General features: G+C 50.7%; 11 protein-coding genes and 1 pseudogene. All 12 read right to left on the bottom strand.

The window, feature by feature from the left end; genetic code table 11:
- Window positions 1-174 precede the first annotated feature (174 nt).
- The 12 genes and pseudogenes from NT002_07765 to NT002_07820 all read right to left on the bottom strand — a co-directional run bounded on the left by NT002_07765 (window position 175) and on the right by NT002_07820 (window position 19977).
- Window positions 175-276, bottom strand: a pseudogene (locus tag NT002_07765) (ATP-binding cassette domain-containing protein).
- A 2978-nt stretch (window positions 277-3254) separates the two neighbouring features.
- Window positions 3255-6038 carry a PorV/PorQ family protein gene (locus tag NT002_07770; protein ID MCX6829165.1) on the bottom strand — a complete coding sequence of 928 codons (2784 nt, stop codon included), beginning with the start codon at window positions 6036-6038 and terminating at the stop codon, window positions 3255-3257.
- Between the two features lie 20 nt (window positions 6039-6058).
- On the bottom strand, window positions 6059-9907 hold the full coding sequence (gene porU / locus NT002_07775; GenBank protein ID MCX6829166.1) for a type IX secretion system sortase PorU: 3849 nt from the start codon (window positions 9905-9907) through the stop codon (window positions 6059-6061).
- A gap of 397 nt (window positions 9908-10304) precedes the next feature.
- Window positions 10305-11708: a tryptophanase gene (locus NT002_07780; protein ID MCX6829167.1), complete on the bottom strand. Its 1404-nt coding sequence runs from the start codon at window positions 11706-11708 to the stop codon at window positions 10305-10307.
- A gap of 54 nt (window positions 11709-11762) precedes the next feature.
- A complete protein-coding gene (locus NT002_07785) occupies window positions 11763-12770 on the bottom strand; it encodes an asparaginase (protein ID MCX6829168.1) in 1008 nt (335 codons plus the stop codon).
- A 185-nt stretch (window positions 12771-12955) separates the two neighbouring features.
- Entirely contained in the window at window positions 12956-13714 is a 759-nt protein-coding gene (locus NT002_07790) for a hypothetical protein (GenBank protein MCX6829169.1), read from the bottom strand.
- A 39-nt stretch (window positions 13715-13753) separates the two neighbouring features.
- On the bottom strand, window positions 13754-14344 hold the full coding sequence (locus tag NT002_07795; protein ID MCX6829170.1) for a hypothetical protein: 591 nt from the start codon (window positions 14342-14344) through the stop codon (window positions 13754-13756).
- Between the two features lie 133 nt (window positions 14345-14477).
- Complete coding sequence (locus tag NT002_07800; GenBank protein ID MCX6829171.1) at window positions 14478-15188, bottom strand: hypothetical protein; 711 nt, start codon at window positions 15186-15188, stop codon at window positions 14478-14480.
- A gap of 124 nt (window positions 15189-15312) precedes the next feature.
- The gene (sucD, locus tag NT002_07805; protein ID MCX6829172.1) at window positions 15313-16179 is read right to left on the bottom strand and encodes a succinate--CoA ligase subunit alpha; all 867 of its coding nucleotides are present in this window, start codon (window positions 16177-16179) and stop codon (window positions 15313-15315) included.
- Between the two features lie 2 nt (window positions 16180-16181).
- Window positions 16182-17378 carry an ADP-forming succinate--CoA ligase subunit beta gene (gene sucC, locus NT002_07810; protein ID MCX6829173.1) on the bottom strand — a complete coding sequence of 399 codons (1197 nt, stop codon included), beginning with the start codon at window positions 17376-17378 and terminating at the stop codon, window positions 16182-16184.
- A 183-nt stretch (window positions 17379-17561) separates the two neighbouring features.
- Window positions 17562-18275, bottom strand: a complete 714-nt coding sequence (locus tag NT002_07815; protein MCX6829174.1) for a succinate dehydrogenase iron-sulfur subunit — start codon at window positions 18273-18275, stop codon at window positions 17562-17564.
- A 1-nt stretch (window position 18276) separates the two neighbouring features.
- Window positions 18277-19977 carry an FAD-binding protein gene (locus tag NT002_07820; protein MCX6829175.1) on the bottom strand — a complete coding sequence of 567 codons (1701 nt, stop codon included), beginning with the start codon at window positions 19975-19977 and terminating at the stop codon, window positions 18277-18279.
- Between the last annotated feature and the right edge of the window lie 4 nt (window positions 19978-19981).

Genomic DNA, 19981 nt, shown 5'->3' on the forward strand with positions numbered 1-19981 from the left:
CTCGTTCACCAATCGGTCAAGCAACCTATCCAAGCTCAGAGGTTGGACGATCTCCGTTTTGTAGCGGCTTGACTCGTACTCGTCCTTGGCAACGGACCTAAGCAGCACCTCCACAGTATCCTTGTAGTCGGCAGAGATGTATTGAGGCTTGTAGCTGACCTCTATTCCGAGAGCAAGAAGGTCACCCGAGTCAAGTTTGAGCTGTCCTGCGAGAAGCTTGATGAAGGTCGTCTTGCCAATCCCGTTGGGACCGAGTATTCCAACGACCTCACCCTTGTGATTCTCACCCTGCTCAGCTTCAAGCGCGAAACTCTGAAGCGTTTTGTGCATGGGCGGCCATCGCAAGACAACGTCACTTGCACTCCACGATGCTGAGGGAGGCTTGACGTGGAATCGTACTGCCCATAAGAATAAAACCAGCCGTCCACTCCCAGAAAGCCGAGCCCGCCGCCGTTGCTCTTCTCGTAAATAAGGGGAGAACCGACTCCCACACCTCCTGCCGCGATTGGAAATCCATATAGCAGCTCCGGCCCGAAGGCATAACAGTTGCCATTTGATGTGACTATGACAACATCCTGATGATGATCGCCGTTAATATCAGCCACGACCGGCGCCGCGATGACAAAGTCATTCGTATAGGCGCGGTCGATCGTCAGCGGGAAATCGGCCAAAGATAGAAAATGCCTGTCCAGGGCGAAAATCTTATTCTTGCCGCCAGCAATAATATCCGCATAACCGTCGCCATCAATATCGGCCAGTACCGGATTGACATAGAGAGAGTCGTGAAGTCCAATTTGCCCATAAAGGGAGAATGACGGACGCGCCAAAGTGGTATCTACCCGAATTGCCTTGATAATTCCCTCGGGCGAAGCCACAATTACCTCCGGCAGAGAATCCCGGTCCAGATCGACGCAGACCGGCCCCAGAATGAAATACCCATCGAGGTTGAAGCTAGCAGTGTCTCCTGCAGACAAATCTATAGTGTACAATCTCACGCCCGCGGAATCTCCCGCAATAATCGCCACGTCCTTTCCCGTATTGGTAATCCCGAATAATTCTTTTTCACGGATAATAGGTGAAGCCGGAAAAGGCCGTCCACTAATTGAATCAATATTGGCCATTCTCACATAGCCTAAAGGCACATTTCTATCATTTTCAAACGCCAACAACTTATTGCTCAATATCATCAGCGCTACGATTGGATGCGACATAGAGGTTGTCGGGAACATCAGGTCAGCCTGGCCGTCGCCATTTTGGTCGGCCGTTTTATAGATATGGATTTCAGTTGAAGCTCCGACGGCAACATATTGTTGGTCGGGGCCGTTCCCAAAATCGCCCACGACCGGTCCTGCAGTTATACTGTATTGACGGGTTCGTGCAAAAAGCGGCACCTCATAAACGCCCTGACCACTGTACGAAAAAGTTGTATCATAATAAGGCGGTCCGGGTGTCAGGGAATCCTCACCATTATCCTCGAGAACCAGAATATTCCTGTTGGATGCCGCAATTATTTCCGGGCGGCCATCATCATCGACATCGGCCGCAACAGGCGAAAGGCCGAAAACAGGGTAGCCGGCCCGCTGTGGAAATCCCGGCGAGATGAATCCATTCTCCAGGTCGAAAGTCATGGTCGTATCCTGAGAGGAGATATTAGTAATATAAGTATGACTATTGACACCATAATATCCAATCGATGGAGGATTGGTATTTGGTGTGAACGAAGTACTATTTCCCAGATAGTACATGTCCTGCTGAGCGCCGAATCCGGCATAGTAATTGCCGCCGAAATTGACCAGGCCGTCGGCCTCCATTAATTCGATAAAGCGATGGGTGGGATCAACCTGCAGACGGTTTGCCTCAAAATTGCTTATCCCCTGATTGTTAAGCATGGCGGCCACCCGCTCATCAACATGCCAGATCAAAATCCCGGAGCCGGGCAGAAGAATATCGTATTCACCCGTAAATTGTCGATTTAGATCGATCGGGCCTATAATGACCGAAGTGGCACTATCGGCCAGAAGGGCATCCTGCGCATTATCAACATCGACCCGGCGGTTCTCGATCAGATAATACTCAAACTCCGAAATTGGCACCTTGGCTACCTTGATTCCCTCTTTGAGCATTTCGGCCGCCACCACCGGGATATTTGTTCCCTGTCGAAAGAGCACCGGCTGCTCAAATCCCAGGAAGCAGCGCGACCAGGCATCGGGATAGACCGGCAGGCAGCCAAACACCCGACCGACGCGGAATCCGAAGTCGAGTCCGGTGCCGAAGCCGTTGTTATCCATGAGCGAAAAGTCTCCCACCTGAGTGAAAAAATTGCTGGTGTTGTACAGGTCAACCAAACCGAGTTGATGTCCGAATTCATGCGCCAGAACCGCATTCATCGCGGTGGCGCGGCCGTCCTGAGATGCCGCCTCGGGAAAAATAACCACGCTTGATATCTTAGTCGAATCGGTACCGCTCTTATCAACATAAAGCGGCTCCCCGAGGAAAACATTCCCGGTATAGAGATCCGATTCTGTCAGTGGAAATCCAATATCGTTCTGACGATCGGAGCCGGCATGGAAGCAGAAATATGAATCATAGTCGGCAAAACGTAAACCCGGCTCGGCCGTATCGACCAATTTGATGGCATCATCAAAAAATTCCACCAGGCCGATATAAGGATCTTTGGAGCCATAGTATCCCATGGTGTGCGGGAGATGATAGAAAGAGTCGCTGACCTGCGGGTAAACATCTCCGATGATAACCAGTTTCCGGTCGGAGACATCAGCCCAATAATTATTCAGCGCCTCCAGGTGTTTTTCGAAATACCTCGCCACATGCGGCGAAGGATCGATCATATGTCCTTCCTGATTGAAGAAAGTCAGGGTATCCCGCATGTCGAATTTGCCGCGTCCTGTCGTCAGTGGGTCATCGGGGTTTTCATATTGGAAATCGAGACGCAGAGCCAGAACTCTGATAGTATCTACGCCTGCCGCTACGGAGGATGACAACTTGGGCAGTGACCAGGGTTTTTCCCGCTCAAGATTAAGGATGTTTTGGGCGGCCGACGGCGAATAAAAACCGCTCTGCACGACGCGATGGTCCCTGGTATCGACCGGACGTTTCTCGATGGATAGAGGATACAGAACCTTGCCCTCTTCCGACCTGGCGATCATGCCGAATAATAAGAGGATACTCAGCAGGCGCAGGAATCCAATTCCCAGTTTCATTCCCATTTTTCCTACCTTTTTCAGGGCCACATTCGCCTACATTTCAATCTTTAAAGAGAACCTGGCGGTATTGGCCAGCGGAACCTGGTCATTCGAGGGAATATAGGCAAAATCAAACTGGAATATTTTATAGGCCAGGCCGAAGCCGAAAGTGGGGGTTTTGATCTGCCCATCCTGGTCATAAATATATCCGCCGCGGAGCGCAATAAATGAACCATACCAGTACTCCAGGCCGCCGTTGAGAACAACCTCTTTCAACTCCTGCGAAAATCCATCCCCTATGTTTACCAGAGATTTATTGGCCTCCACTGTAACCAGCGCTTTGTTATAGTTTGATTCAATAAATTTCCAGGCCAGACCGACCGCCAGATTCCTCGGCAGCGGGTCGGATTGAGAAACATCGATATAGGATATATCCGGGCCGAGATTGGTGACCGCTGCCCCCAGCGATATCCGCCGGTGCAACCTATAAAGAATGCCGGCATCCAGGGCCAGGCCGGTCGATGTCCCGTTTCCCTTTTCGCGTCCCGAGCCAAGCGAAGAAAGGTGGGAGTAAATTATCTTGGCCGACAGACCGCCGCTTAAAGAGGGTGACAGAGCCGTACCGTAGGAGAGAGTCATGGCCGCGTCAAAAGCAGAAAAATCGCCGAGAATATCATTGTTTTCGTCCGTCCTGATGATTCGGCCATAAGAGAGAAAGGTCAGATTACCGCCGACCGTTCCCCACCCCTCAACGTTTTTGACATAAGAGAGGAACTCATAATAGATGTCGCTGGCCAGTTCGGGCAACCAGTTGACATGCATCAACGAGAGTTCGCTCCTGGCTCCGGCCAGTACCATTATTTTGTCATCGGTCACATACCAGGCATCGCTCCCGCGTTCTTCAATGCCGATAGTATTCTTCTGGCCCAATTGCTCGGCATTGTACCGCGACCAGCGGCCATCGTACCAGATGGTGCCGCTTTCGGTAGCGAAGAACACCCGGTTGTTTATCAACCGAATGCCGTTGATCTTCGCTCCGGCCGGGTTGGCATAGAGCATGATGGACTGCCCGGCGCTGATCGTATCGGATTCCAATTCATTGGCCGCTCTTATATTTATCGCCAGCCTTTCGGCACGGCTGGAATCACCTTTTACCCGTTCCAGAGCCAGATTATAGACGGTCTGGTTGGCCTCCGGTTTGTACTCACGATAACCGTAGCGATCCCATTTCTTGCCCGAAAAGCGCAGCAGTCCCGATTCCGTCCCGATCCAGATGCCATTGCGTTCATCCCAGGCCATCGCGGTTATCCCCTGTTTGAAGCCGGCCGTATATGGAATTCTCAGCTTCTTGCCGGGGGTGCTCTCCTTGGGAATCACAGCGGAGTCGATTATAATCGGCGCTCCCGCGGAATCAAGGCTCTCGCGATAAGCCTCAACCACGCCAAGTTGGTTGATAAGCTGGCTGATTTTGACGCCATTGGCGGGGGGTTCTTTTTCTTCCGGCACGGCACCGGGCACGTTCAGGGCCGAGAACTTGGCCAGATATATTTCCTTTTCGCTCGGTGTTCCATACAGTTTCATGTTTTCATAAAGAGAAGAGTCCGTCTCGCCCAGGATGTCATTATAATCGTAGTAATTTTCCCATGATTTGCCGTTGAAATGGTAGAGGTCGCTATCGATCACCGCCCAGACATTTTTGTCATTTGCAATCGCAATCCCCTGGACCGGTTTCTCGGGGAGCCCGGCGGCATCTCCCCCGCCAAAGTATCGGAACGCGCCAGCATCATAGACCACCAGCCCGCGATCCGTACCTATATAAGCTTTTTTCTCATGCAGTGTCACCATCATGATATTATCGGTCGGCAAGCCTTCGTTGATTCCGAATCTCTGCCAGTTTCGGCCGTTATAGCGATACAGCCCGGAGTCGGTGGCCAGCCAGAGATTGTTATCATCAGCGGCGATGTCGCGGGGGGTTCCTTCAAATATAATATTAAACGGAACAGTCAACTGTTCGGGAAAGGCCTTGCTCTTGGATTTTTCGAGGGCAAACAGAATCTTGTCGGCTTCACCTTCCGTTATGGCCGAATCCTTGATTGCATTGCGATAAAGGCCTTCCGCCCTTTCAAAGGATTGCCAATCCACCAGGCACCGATTATAGGCATCATGAAGAGTGGCAAAAGCGGTATCGAACTCGAATTTCCCCTTATAATTTTCGCCCAAGCCCGCCAATACGCCTTCTTTGAGGGAGTCAATTCTTTCCACCGGATAGGGGTTATTAGCCGATCCTAGCTTCTCCAGAAGAGCGGGCATCTTCGCCTCAGCCGCTTCGCCGGCCAGTCCCACATACTGCCTGAGAACCGATTCGGCTGTCTGGTCGGCGCTGGTTTCGATTATGTCCGACATAGCCCATTTATCCTGATTGCTTATCATAAAAGAGGCATAGAGGGACGAACCCTGGGCGGCACCGGGCCTGGTGCCGAATTCGGAGGAGTTTTTAACCAGCCCTTTGGCGGTCAGTGCCCAGATATCGAATCTCTTATAATCCAGGTTGGAGGATTCGTTCTTGAAAACGACCATCTTCTTCAATGGTTGGATATCTTTGGGAATACTTATCTCGAACCATTTATTCGACAACGGATATGTCCCAAGACCGGCCGGATTCCAGTGTGTGGCGGTGGCATCATCTGCAACCGCCACGAAGGCCTCGCCCATTCCCGCCGCCCGGGCACCAGCCGCTATACGCAGAAACAACACGGCGGCTTCGGAGACGGCATAGGAATTGACGTGACTTGCCAGTACAATCACGGCCGCTATGAGAATAGTAAATGATTTTCGCATCAGAAAACCTCCACGGGGATTTAATTAACAACTACAACTTTTCCAAAGGATTCAACCGCATCCTCGGACTGATCCGAGAGAGCGGTCAGTTTATATATATAGACTCCGGTGGCAACCCGATCGCCGTCGCCATCGCGGCCGTCCCAGGTGAAAAACTCGTGATAATCGGCCGAAACCGAGTTTTGCTCATAACTCATGATCTTCTTACCCGACAGAGTGAATATCCTCAGACTGACCTTCCGAGCCGGAGATGACAGAACAAATGAAAAGGTCGTCTTCTCCATCATCGGATTGGGATAATTCAGCAAATCGGCAATCATAAGCTTTCCTGATTCCAGCACTTCCGCCATGAATTCCACGCTTGAGGAGTTATTGGCATTATCCCAGGCCTTTACTTTAAAGCTGTGCAGACCGGGTACCAACAATTCGGGCGTATAACCTATCTCACCCAGGGAGTAACTGCCCGGTCGGTACTGAAATAAATCGGTCAAATTGAGGACATTCTCCACTTTATTATCGATAACAAGCATAATTCCGTGTCCCGAACCGCCGGTAAGATTGAGACCAGAAGAGTCGGAGATGGTTAATTCAAGTCGATCACCGGGAATAATTCGGTCACCGGAAACAAAATTCCGGCGTCCGGCGAAAGTATATTCAATCGTAGGCCCGATCGAATCTCCGGAAACGGTGACTCCGGCCGAAACCGGTATTGAATCAGCCAACCCAAAAGCATCGGTCGAGGCGCCGAAACCATAGGTCGAAATCTTGGCTCCTTTTCCGCCATATCCGATATCAAGCGGGGCGATAAAGGAGAAACCGAAATTGCCGGCCGATAGAGTGGTTGTGCCGCGATAAATCATCGGTCCAATGAGAGAATAGATAACGGTATCAACGACATCTCCAAAATTATTAACGACTTTATGAGTCTTCTTTATTTCGGAATCATAAACAAACAGATCCAGGGCGCCGTCAAGATTGACATGGGCACCGGAAATTTTATCGACCACTTCACCGGTCACATCATGGCGTGTGAGCGCTTTCAGGCTGTCGGGGATTTCGGAGAATCTGATTTTATAATGGGGTACCCCCAGCTTCAGCAGTGGGTCGCCGAAGAAAGCATATGAGCGGTCATTGGTATTCGGAACGGGTGTGCCGTATTCATATTGCCTCAAGAGTTTTGCCATGAATATCGACTGTCCGATCGAAAGGCTGTCGGCGCCAAAGAGGATATCAAAGATCTGTTTGTTGAACTCGGAGTTGGCGCTGGCATAGACCAGCCGGGTGGCCGCCAGCGTGGCAATGGCGCCGCCGCCGGGAAGACGGAGCAATTCCTCGGCCAGCCCCTCCTTCTGGGGATCATCAAAAAAGCCGATTGAGCAGGAGGCCGCCAGAATCAGAGCCAGCCGATCGGCGTTATGCAGTTGCGGCAGGTCGGTGTTGCGGTTGAAAACATGCTCGTGTGCCCAGGTGTCGGGATTGCCGTGCCCGATATAATTGATCATCAGGGTCCCTTCGTTGAAACTCCGGATAATATCGGCATTGACCCCCGGCTTCTGATGATTGGAGTCAAAAGGATAATCCCAGAGGTATATCTTGTTGCGGCGAAAAGCGGGCGGCAGGTGATATTTCTCGAGTTCTTCGGCCTGGCGGGTATGAAACGACTCCGTATTGGAAGTTCCGAATTCATCATCCGCCACAAGCGTGACCATCGCCCGCCAAGGACCATAATCTGTCGAAGCCTCATACCCTTTGACTTTATCGATCACCGTCCTTAATTCAGCGGTATTGCGGAGCGGCCAACGGGCGATCATCATATCGTAACCGCGCCCGCCGCTCGAAAATGAAGTGTCGCTGTCAAGCAGTCCATACTTTCCGAAATAGACATAGTTGTCGTCGGAAGCGGTAACATCCCTATTATTCAAATAGGGGGGAATAAGATTGACTGTGGCTGTTTTGAGATAATTTCTGTAATCGTAACTTCCGTCACCCACCAAAAGCACCGCCGAGGGGGGTGGGGAAGGGTAATTTTCATAGGTATATTTGAGGAAATTCCTGATGGCGGTGGGGTCATACATTCCATATGAAAACTGGTTAAAGATATCCTCAACGGCGATCAGGGATACATTTATCTGGTCGCCTGCGGCGCGGTAATTTCGGTAATCCTCAAGCTCGGGAATCAGTTCCCGTGGAGCAATTATAAACATATCGGTCGGTGTCGGGCTTTCTATTAGATGCGGAGTGACTGCCTTTTCGATGCTCGTGACATTGGCAATTTTAGAGGGTGAGCAGAGGTAGAAGCGGTTATGATCAGCCAGATTATATTGGAAACTGAGGTCTCCGGCCGCAGCAGCAGCGCCGATAATCATAACCGGCCGGCCGGGATCGAATACTTCCAGAACATAGGGGGTTGCACTAAATGTATTCTTGATAACCATTTCACCCCTCTGGGGAACAGCATTTGTAGAAAAATCGAAGACATCACCGGCGGGAGTCAAATCACCGGTATAGGCAATTTCACAGGCACCGAAAAATGGAGTCCGGCCAGTCAAGCCGTCATTCATATTGATCGTCATTTTATTAAGGCCGGCCACCAGACGGCTGGTGACAAAGCCAAATTCATCATAACGGTTAAAGGTGATAGCCGCCGGCTGGTCATTCACGGTCAACGTCATAGCATCCGCCCATCCGCGAAGAACGACATTGGCCGATTCGACTGGGATAGTCTGAGGAAGAGGAACATAGAAAGTAAATTGCTTCTGGTCGGTCCAGTACCATGTGAAATAATTGAATATTCTTCCCTCGCTGTCATAACCCAGGAGATTGCTATGCCCTGTCCGGGAATAAAATCTGGCACTGGTTATAGTGGTGTCGGGTGTATCAACGGGGGAACCGTCAATTGACTCCATCCGCAATCCCCCCTGCGCGAAATTGCCTGAGGCGGCCAACCAGTAACAGTTAGTACCGGTATAATGATTTTCAAGATAAAAAGGGGATAAATCGGACGGATAGACCCAGCGATCGGCTGTCTCGGAAAAAAATATGAGGTAATCGGAGAGATTGAAACGGCCATCACCACCATCAAAGACTCTGATCGGAATTTCCCGCAACCCGGGTACGGCGGAGTCATTTTCCACCGGCAATGGTCGGCCGCCGCCATAGAACAGATGAAGGGAATCGCTGTACAGGTTGACCAGCGACAACCCTGCCGAGGAAAGATTTTGCCCGGTGATTTTCACCAATCCTTCGCTTGAGGTCATGATTTTAAACCAGGTATTGGCTATTTCGAAGGGATTCTGGGCCGCTTTGGCCATAGGTGATCTCCGCAATGCCCCAGGCCAGCTCTTGAATTGGTCAAAATTCAGAATAGAATAGCCCATCACTTTTTCAAATAGCGGATCGCGGCCGATGGCCTCTCCTGACTCCACCCGGCGGAGAATCCGCTCGAATTTTACCGTCACCTCGACCTGCCCATAAAGAATATTCTGATAGAATGGAAAGATATTTAATGTGGTGACCTTTTTTCCCCGAACCATTCGGGTCGCTGCGATTTCCGCGAGGCCCTTGCCCGAGGATCTGATATAACGCATCGATTCGGGATCAGGAATTTGCGGCTTTGATGCCCTGGCATCGGAAATGGACACGACGGCACCATCGGGGATCCCAATAATTACCGGGCGGCTTATAATCGCGGCCGAATCCGGTGGATTGGACACCGAATACTTCAGAGGATCGGCGCAATGGAAAATGAAAGAGATGCCACTTTCATCTGATGAGATTATCTCGATATCGGAGTAATAAGATGAGACCGCCGGAGCGGCTAAACAGATAAGGAAAGAAACAAGAATTATGGCAGAGCTTTTCAGGGTCATAAAAAAACCGGGTTCCAAGTTAACCCGGCCCCATAACCCGGCATAAAAATATATGCAAGCCGACTTACGGTTAAAGGGCCGAAAAATTTCCTAAATATTTCTCATTTTTCAACAAAAACTCAAGTCCTTTAACCGATTAATCGATACTCTGTTCTCCTTCTAAGACTTTGTAATAGTTAAAAATATATGCTTTTTCTCACAAAAGTCAAGCAGACTAGACCGAAAAAGCCTTATTTTCCGTCCTTTTTCCTGCAATTTGGCGGCCGGAAATGGGCCATTTTCACCAGTTTTCCTATAAGTTATCCCGCAGCAAAGAGTTAATGTCTGCGCCAATCTCCGTTCCATATGCCCCAAGAACGTCTATTAGGCAAAGATGTTCATACAAATAGCCATAAAGTTACTTTAATTCTACCTGTTTTTCCGCCAGTTCTTCCAGTTCAACGGTGAAATGGCGCAGGTAGGCTGCCTGGCGAGTAATCTTCAGGCCTTTTATAGTATTCTTGCGGGCTGCAATTTCGCCGATTATATCGGCCACATAATCGAGATGCGAGCTCGTGAAAACCCGTCGCGGAACGGCCAGGCGGACCAATTCGCGGGGCGCTTCAACCTTCTCGCCGGTGACCGGGTCATGGCCGCCGAACATAAGCGAACCAATCTCTACGGCGCGAATGCCTCCCTCACGATACATTTCGACCGTAAGAGCCTGTCCGGGGAATTGCTCTCTGGGGATATGCGGGAGGAATTTGCCGGCATTGATGAAAATAGCATGGCCGCCGGTCGGCTTGATAATCGGCGCCCCGGCCTCCTCGATAATCTTTCCGAAATATTCCATCTGCCCGATCCGATAGGCAAGATAATCCTCATTGAGCGCCTCGGCCAAACCCACCGCTACGGTATCCATGTCGCGGCCAGACATGCCACCATAGGTGAAAAAGCCCTCAATAACAATCAGCAGTTCGGTTATCTTACGGGTTAGTTCATCATCATTAAGCGCCACAAAACCGCCCATATTGGCCAGACCATCTTTCTTGGCCGACATCAATGCCCCATCGGCGTAAGAGAACATCTCCTGGGCAATCTCCTTGATGCTCTTATCCTGATATCCCGGCTCAAATTGCTTGATAAAGAAGCAGTTTTCAGCATAGCGGGCACAGTCGAAGAAAAAGAGGATTCTATGCCTGCGGCAAATCTCCGATGTTTCTCTGATATTGGCCATCGAAACCGGCTGGCCGCCGGAGGAGTTATTGGTAACGGTCATGAAAACGACAGGAACATTATCGGCGCCCTTCTCTTCGATGAACCTTTCCAGTTGGTGGTTATCCATATTCCCTTTGAATGGGATCTCATCATCAAGAGCCGCTTCCGAACAGGGAAAATCTATTGCGATCCCTCCCTTATGCCCGACATTGGCGCGAGTGGTGTCAAAATGAGTGTTATTGGGGACATAATCACCCTTTTTCAGAAGGCTGGAGAAGAAAACATTCTCTGCGACGCGACCCTGGTGGGTCGGTATTACATGCGCTTTGCCGGTGATCTCCTTAATAATGCTTTCGAAACGATAAAACGAACGAGCCCCGGCATACGATTCATCGCCAAGCATCAGTGCCGCCCATTGTGCGGTTGACATGGCCCCGGTGCCGGAATCGGTGAGAAGATCGATGTAGATATCTTCCGCCTTGATTTTGAAAACATTGAATTTCGCGTCCCGGATAATTTGCTCCCGCCGGGGGCGAGGTAACAGAACAATTGGCTCCACCGATTTTATTCTAAATGGCTCCGCCGGATGTTTAAAATCTTTCAAAATGTCTCCCTGATATCATTCATACTACTCATCTAAATTCATGTTAATATAATGTCACACTTTTTTCAAGCTGAATTCCGCACTTATTTGCCCGGTGAGAAGGTGCATAAAATTACGAATTTCCGGATTGTAAAAGGATTTGAGATGCTCTGCTTTTTCGATATCAATCAGACCCAACTGCTTCAAGACCTCGACACAGACAGGCCCGATGGCCCGAGAGTTTCCATCATGGATTTTTACTGCAATGCCGATGGGCGGATTAACAAAACCGATTCCCTGAATCGCCTCGGCTCCCCCCTTGCAGATAATATTTCCCGGGAAAGTCCGCATCAGGGCCAGATCAAACCGCCCTTCACCGGAGAACAAGACCGGGAATTCGGTCATTGCCTGTTTGATCCTCACAAGTACCTTTGAGACATCGGGAGTATAACCCTCGGCCAGCGCCAGTCGCTTGAAGGCCTGCGCCGTATGAATAAGCGGCAGTCCAAAATTGGGTGCCGAACAGCCATCGATGCCAAGTTTCATCTTGTCCCTGGGATAACCATACATTCCGGCCACGGCGTCGAGCACTAACTGCTGGGTTTTGGAATTCGGGTCGAGGTAATGGGAAACATCTTCGCCCAGAAACCGCGCCTGTGCCAGAAACCCGGAATGCTTGCCGGAGCAGTTATGGCGGAGACAATCTTTGTGTTCATTATGCTCCGGAATTTCGCCGCTCATCTGCATGTAGAGCGGAACATGAATGCCACATTTGAGATTTTCGGGCGAATTGCCGGCCGCTATCAGGTTGGAGAGCACCACATCGCGGTGCAGGTCGGTTCCGGAGTGTGACCCACACATAATCGAAAGCTGCTGACTGGTGAATCGGAAATGATCGGCCGCGCCGGTCTGGAACAGCGGGATTAATTGAAACGGCTTTGATGATGACCGGACGAAAGTGAAAAATTCCGGGTCGCCGACATAATGGGTCAGTTTCCCCTCTTTATTAACGACGGCCACCGAGCCGTAATGAACCGACTCTTCCCTCTCCCCCCGATAAACTCTGGCAACTATATCAACCATTATTCCTTTCGTCCCATAATTTCATATGGATTGATTATCATAATTGCACGATGCTCATTTCATGAAGATAAGCATTACAGTCAGCAAAATCCACTGCAAAATCGTCAAACGACCAATCATGCCTGAAGCAAAAAGAGGTCTAATTTTGTGATTAAATCCCTAAGGTGTTACAAAGAGAAACCGACCTAAAGATTGTACCTCAATCCGAGTTCGGCGCTTAAGCCGCCGACATTGAGTTCCAGCCGGGTGCGATTCGAGAGAATATTATAGAGTTTCGTACCCTCATAACGGGTGAAAGAATACAAAATCCGGGCTGACAACATAATCCTTGCCGTGATCGGTTTCAGTGCCCCGAGACCCGCATTGAATCCAAAGGCATTATCATCGTTTTTGTAATAGATTGCCCATGCATCGCTTTGGGCCGCCTTGGCCAGCGTGACAAAGTTAACGCTGTGCATCTCCTCCAGTCTCAAAAACGCCCATTCCATTCCAGCCTCGGCATAAGACATATTACTAATATAGTATTGTCCTGAAAGACGCAGATTCTTCTGATCATATCTCGTTTCGTGATGGCCGCCATTATGGTCGATAATTGCCGCTTTCTTCTGAAAATATCGGGCGAATGAAACCGCGATACCGTAATGCCTGAGAAACCGATAACCGATCTGAGGATTAATTCCGAAAAGCGTCTTATTATCCCATCCAAGACCTTCGATCCAGTCAATCAGTGAATTTTTCGCATCAAAATCAAAATATGTATATTCACCGCCAGTTCCAAAGGGATCCGTATAGCTCCCACCCTGAAAACCGACGCGCCCGTCGCCGCGCATCCAGAGGGCGGAACCATCCAACTCGACATAGAAGCCATTGCCTTGTCCCAAGGTTGTCAGAGGAGTCGATAAGGCAATTATTATTGCTAAAAGAAGAGTTGACCGGAATAACATTTTTCCTCCCATGCCATTTGTAATTGCCACTTCCATAACTTAGAAATTATATCTCAGCCCAAAATCAAGACCAATGCCACCAACATCCCGCTCTGTCTCTACCCCTGAGCGGGATAGTTTCGTCCCTCTGTAATGAGTAAATGAATATGACGCGCGTCCGACCAATTCGATACTTTGGCCCACCGGTCCGCTCAGACCGAGCCCGATAAAGGGTCCATGGGCGTGATCGCTGCTTTCATGGCTATCAAAAACGAAACCGGTGTCGGTATGATAGAATCCATGGGTTTCCCGTTGAATAAAAAGATACTCCAGACCACCCTCAAGAAAAAGCAGGTCATTAACGCGGCGCTGGAGATGCAAACGGAGTGGATAATGTGTATATTTGTTGCCGCCGCCAGGCATTTCAATACTATCCGTCATATAATATCCGCATGAAAGGCCGGCAAGATAATCGGAAGACAATTTATATCCGACCTGGGGTGTGAATCCATAGAGATAACGATTCTCCCAATTCATGATATACACTGAGGCATCCAATTCGGCGAAAAATCCCTTCTCGGCGCCGCAGGCAGTGACGCACAGCAAGGAAAGAATAAGAATTGCACCGGCGATAATAAGACGACCAGACATCGTTCCTCCCGGGAATAGTCGTATAATTTACCTCATATTATGACGAATCAGGCAACGAATTGTCAAGTAAATGTGCAGGCGCGATGCGGCGCGGGGTCGCGAAAAACCGGTCAACAGGGACGCCTCTTCGACATCATAATTTCCATCCCAGTCCGGTGGTTAGATCGAGACCGGTAAATTTAACTTTGATATCACTATGGTCATGAGTCAGGCCGGTGCCGTCGGCATATCTACCCCGCAATTGTGTCTCGATGAACAGCCCGGAGCATACAAATGCCCGCACGCCGACAAAAACCTGAAAACCATAACCGATTTCATCATATCCGCTCGCTTTTATGGAGAAATAGGTGTCCCGAGAATAATTGTAGAGGTCATAATCTCTTCTGTCAATCTTAGTGAGATAACCCGAAACACCTCCTCCGAAAAACGAGACGACTCCCCCTTCATTCCCCAATGGATGATACTCATAAGAAAATTCCATCGGTATGGCGCTGAATTGCCAGAGTATGGTTTTCACCGCAGTCACCTGAACATCAAAATCATAGGCGACACGCCGGGCATAAGTAACTGTCGATGACGTTTTAATATGGCCGATTGCGAACCGAAAGGAATGATGAGGCCCCGAAATGAGACTCAAACGCAGGTCCATGTACCCCGCATAATCATTCTGCGAATAGTAGGAATTGGGATATGCTTTGGCTTCGCTGTCCCAGTCGCTCATCGGCATTACCCCTGCTCCCCCGTTGAACGATACAAAGGCAGGCGGATTTTCGCCGGCTAAGGATGCCATCGGTAGAAAGAGAATGAGGACAAGTGCCTGCCGCCATCTACATAGTCTGTTCATGGTCGATTTACCTCCTTGCAAATTGAATGCTCCAAAATAGTGACGCTGGACTGTTCAAAATATGGAAATAAAAAAGGGCGGCCTTTGGGCCGCCCGCATCGATCGAAATCATCGATTGCTCTTTCTATACACCCAGTTTCTTCAATATCTCGGGAATATCCATAAATGTTCGGGCCGGGTGGGCGCCAGCCGCGGTCAGTGCCTCCAACTTCTCCCGGGCTGTTCCCATTTTCCCTTCGACAATCGCTCCGGCATGCCCCATTCGCTTCCCAGGCGGAGCGAAAATCCCGCCAATCATGGCAATCACCGGCGTCTTCATCTTCCTGATGGTATCGACCGCGCGCTCTTCATATACGCCGCCGATCTCACCGGTCATCACCACGGCTTTTGTTTTGGCGTCCTGCTCAAACATCCAGAGAATCTCATCAAAGGTCGAGCCGAGTATCGGATCTCCGCCCAGACCGACACAGGTGGTCTCGCCGTATCCGGTGCGGGTGAGGGTATCGGCGATATAGTAAGTAATCGAACCGGAGCGGCTGACCGTGCCGACCCGCCCGGGGGTGAAAGCTATATCCGGCATGATGCCGAGATTGGCCTCACCGGGGGTGATAATCCCGGCGGTGTTGCCGCCGAGCACGGTTGCTTTATGCGCCACCGCCTCTTTGCGCACTACCATCATGTCGTGTATCGGGATATGCTCTGGTATCACCACCACGAATTTTATCCCGGCCCGGATGGCCTCTATGGCCGCCTCTTTCACAAATGGCGCCGGAAGGAATATCACCGAAGTATCGGCGCCGGTGGCCTGTACGCACTCGGCGACCGTATCGAATACCGGTTTATTCTCGATGGTTGTACCACCTTTGCCGGGAGAGGTTCCACCGACAATATTGGTGCCGTATTCGATCATTCTTTTGGCGTGGAACTTTCCGGCCCCACCGGTAATCCCCTGTACCATCACGCGCGAATTTTTATCGACCAGTATAGCCATTTTCACTTACCTCCCGCCTGTTTCGATAATTCCACCGCCCTCTTGGCAATCTCCTCAATCGGCGTCTCGATCCCGTGGAATTCGATATTCCGGAACAACTGCGGATTTTCTTTTTTGGCCGTTTCGAAAATCCGCACCCCCTCCTGCCACATGTTGCCGGTCATTCGCATCACCATCGGCTTGGAAAGCCCATGCTCTTTCAGGAACATTACGACCCCTTTGGCAAAATCATCGCAATGTGAAATCCCGCCGAATCGCGCGCCGAAAATTGCTTTGACACCGGGATTTTCATCGAGGAGCACCAGCATTTTTGCCAGCCGCTCCGGCGTCGGCCCGCCGCCGGAATCCATGAAATTGGCCGGCTTGCCGCCATAGTACTGGATAAAATCATTCCCCATGATTCCGAAACCGGCACCCCCGGGAAACATCCCGATATCGCCGTCGAGGTCGAGATATGGTATATCATCCGCTTTAGCCCGCATTTCGCGCGGCGTCATCTCCCCTTCCTCGTGGCGTTTTTCGATTCCCATCTCGGACAGTTCCGGATGGCGGAAGGTGGCATCATCATCGAGCGATATCCGGCTGTCGGCGGCAATCAATTTATTGTCGGCCGTGATGATCAGAGGATTAATTTCGGCCAGTTTGGCATCATACTTCTTGAAGAGTTTGTACAGGTTGGTGATAATAGCCGAGCCATCCTTGATCAGGTCGGAGCCGATACCGATCCTCTTGGCGATTTCGATGGCATCAAAACCATAAAGTTCCTCATCGATATCCAGCGACTTTTTGACAATCTTCTCCGGCGATTTCTCGGCCGTGATTTCGATATCGACACCTCCCTCGCCGGAGGCGATAACAACCAGTTTGTAATTAGTGCGATCGATCGTGACGCCGATATATATCTCTTTTTTAATATCGAGTTTCGGTTCCACCAGAAGTTTCTCGACCGGATATCCCTTGATTTTGAGCTGGAACAGTTGCGCCGCCAGCGCTCCGGCCTCAGCCGGAGTATTGGCGATCTTAACCCCGCCCGCTTTACCGCGCCCGCCGGTCAGCACCTGCGATTTAAGCACCACCGGGACATTCAGCTCCGTTGCAGCCTTTTCGGCCTCGGCCGGCGTTGTCGCAATTTTCCCTTTGGGAACAGGTATCTTAAATTTGGCAAAGAGCTCTTTGCCTTCGTACTCGTAAAGTCTCATAAATAGTCCTTCTTCTATTTACAATTACGTCAGGGTCCTTTGAGACCCTGACCTATATTCCGGGACAAAATTTATCATAATAGCCGGAAAAGTCAACAGTTATCGGCCGTGGCCCGGATTATCAAATTGGATATAGAAAAGGCGGGGGTCAGCTCCCGCCTTAAAGAGTCATATTCTAATGGATCAGCCTGCCCGGCGCAGTTTCCCTGCGAACTTTGCCCAGAGCGCTTTCATTTTCAGTTTTCCAATGGCTCCGGTCGGGTCGAGTTTCTTGGGACAAACCTGCTGGCAGTTGAAAATGGTATGGCAGCGGAAGGCCCCGAAATCGGTGGCCAGATAGGCCAGCCGCTCGCCGGCGGCACCGTCGCGGGAATCATCGACAAAGCGAAGCGCCTTGAGCATAGCCTGCGGCCCGAGATATTTCTCATCGGTTGCCACCACGGGGCAAGAGCCATAACAGGCGGCGCAGAAAATACAATCAACCAGAAGGTCGATTTTCAGCCGCTCTTTGGGCGACTGTTTAAATCCCTTTGCCGGAGGCTCCCCAATCAAATACGGCTTGATGGCTGCATACTGCGCGAAAAACGGATCGAGATCGACCACAAGGTCGCGAATCACTTTCATGTGTGCCAGCGGACGGATAGTAATATTATTCCCGACATGGGCAATTTGTGTTTCGCAGGCCAGACGGTACTGGTCGCCGATATGCAGAGCGCAGGAACCGCACACCCCGGCACGACAGGAGGAACGGAACGCCAGTGTCGAATCAATATTCTCCAGGATATGGTAAAGACCCTCCAGAACGGTCATTCCCTTTATATCAGGAAGCTGGTACGTTTGGAAATATGCCTGCTCATCCGATTTTGGATTGTATCTGAATACTTTGAAAGTCGGCATATCAGTACTTCCTTTCTTCAGGTTTGTATTTGCCCATGGTGACAGGTTTGTACGAAATCTCGGGGCCCTCCGGTCTGAACGTAAACATCGAATGTTTCAGCCATTGCCCATCATCACGCTTGCTGTGATCGATCCGGAAATGCGAGCCGCGCGACTCGGCGCGATTGAGCGCGCCCTTGGCGATGCAGAGACCGGCATCGATATTCCCGGCGATTTCGGTCACCCAGAGAAAATCAAAATTGAATTTTCCGGTATCGGGAATGGCCCGGATGTGTTCGAACCGCTCTTTGAAGGCATAGACTTCCTCCACGCCCTTCTTCATATCGGTTTCGTTCCGGAAAATACCGTAATTATCCATCATTACCTGCGACAGTTCGTTCTTGATCGTGTAGGGATTTTCGGTACCTTTATTACTGCGCAGCTTGTTGAACCGCTCCTCTTCCGTTTTCAGGGCCGAGTTGAGCGTGTCGGTATCGACAGTCTGCGACATTCCTTTCACCCGTGCGGCGGCATGGCGGCCGCATCTGGCGCCGAAAACGACGGTATCGAGAAGCGAGTTGCCGCCGAGACGGTTGGCGCCGTGCACCGAAACACAACAGCATTCACCGGCAGCATAGAAACCATCCAGTTGGGTCATGCCGTCCTTGTCGCAGGCGATTCCGCCCATCGTATAGTGCATGGCGGGGTGAATCGGAATCGGCTCTTTGATCGGATCGATACTTCTGAAATTGATACAAATTTCACGGATACCGGGGAGCCTTTCCATGATCTTTTTGGCGCCCAGGTGGCGCAGGTCGAGGTACACATAACGGTCCTCGAAACCGCGGCCTTCATTTATTTCGGTCTGAATGGAGCGGGCTGTGATATCGCGGGGCGCCAGTTCCATGATTTTCTCGGAAACATAATTCTTCATGAACCGTTCGCCCTTATTATTGGTGAGATATCCGCCCTCCCCGCGGCAACCCTCGGTCATTAAGATCGAGGAGCCGTCAAGTGCGGTCGGATGGAACTGAATAAATTCCATATCTTCGACAGGTACGCCGGCCCAGTACGGTATCGCCACACCCAAACCGGTCGAGGCATGGGCATTGGTGGTATTCACCGAGTAGACACGCCCGGAACCGCCGGTGGCAAATATGACGGCGTTGGCGCCGATGGCCTGAAATTCGCCGTTGTGCAGGTTCATCACGACCACGCCCGCGCATCTCCCTGCTTTTACCGCCAACTTCGTCACGAATCTCTCATAAAGGACTCCGATATTGCGTTTGACCACCTGTTCGTAAAGGGTATGAAGAAGGTACAACCCGGTGCGATCGGCCCCATAGCAGGTTCGCGGATATCCGGCGCCGCCGAACGGCCGCTGTGCGATAGAGCCGTCATCAAAACGCGAGAAAGGACAGCCCCAGCGATCGAATTCATATATAATTTCCGGCGCAGTAGCGGTCATAATCTCGACCGCATCCTGATCGGCCAGAAAATCGGAACCCTTGATTGTATCATAGGCATGCCGGTCGGGCGTGTCATCTTTCGCATCGGGGTGATTGGCCAGTGCGGCGTTAATGCCGCCCTGCGCCGCTCCCGAGTGCGACCTGACCGGATGAATTTTAGAGATCAGGGTCACTTTTACGCCGGCATCATGAGCCGCTATTGCGGCCCGCATCCCGGCCAGCCCGCCCCCAACAACAATTACATCATAAAACATTTTT

It is taken from the genome of Candidatus Zixiibacteriota bacterium, from assembly GCA_026397505.1.
Lineage (GTDB): Bacteria > Zixibacteria > MSB-5A5 > GN15 > PGXB01 > JAPLUR01.